The sequence below is a fragment of the Dactylosporangium sucinum genome, assembly GCF_014647515.1.
In the GTDB taxonomy this organism is placed as follows: Bacteria; Actinomycetota; Actinomycetes; order Mycobacteriales; family Micromonosporaceae; genus Dactylosporangium; species Dactylosporangium sucinum.
In genome coordinates, this window is the sequence record NZ_BMPI01000091.1 from 746 (window position 1) to 1,284 (window position 539).

Below are 539 nucleotides of genomic sequence, written 5' to 3' on the forward strand. Positions count from 1 at the left end.
GACGAGCTCGGGCGGGTGCTGCAGGTCGGCGTCCATCACGATGGCCTTGGCCGCGCGGGCCCGCCGGTAGCCGTCGACGACGGCGCCGGCCAGGCCGCCGACCCGCTGGGCGCCGGCCCGGTGGAAGACGCGCACCCGCAGGTCCTCGCGTTCGAGGCGGGCCGCGGCGAGGGCGATGGCGTCGACGGTACGGTCGTTGTCGCTGTCGTCGACGAAGAGCAGCTCGACGTCGGTGAGGACCGCGGACAGCCGTTCGATCAGCGGGCCTACGTTGTCTTCCTCATGTCGGCAGGGGATGACGATGGTGGCCTTCACGCGAATCTCCTTGGTCGCTACAACCGGATGACCGAACAGCGCGCCAGTGCGCCGCCGCCGCTGTCGAAGTACTCGACCGTGATCGTGTGGTCGCCTTCGGTCAGGGCGGTTTCGAACGTGTACGTGGTCGGCGGGTGGTCGGACCATCCGTCGATCACCACGGCTCCGTCGATCGAGACGCGGATGCCGTCGTCACTGGTGGCGGTGATGCGGTACGTGCCGGC

At 69.8% G+C, this 539-nt stretch carries 2 protein-coding genes; both read right to left on the reverse strand.

The window, feature by feature from the left end:
- Window positions 1-315: glycosyltransferase (locus IEZ31_RS49875; protein WP_190257187.1), on the reverse strand; the 315-nt coding region annotated here is incomplete at its 3' end.
- A gap of 17 nt (window positions 316-332) precedes the next feature.
- Window positions 333-539: PA14 domain-containing protein (locus IEZ31_RS49880; protein WP_229837070.1), on the reverse strand; the 207-nt coding region annotated here is incomplete at its 5' end.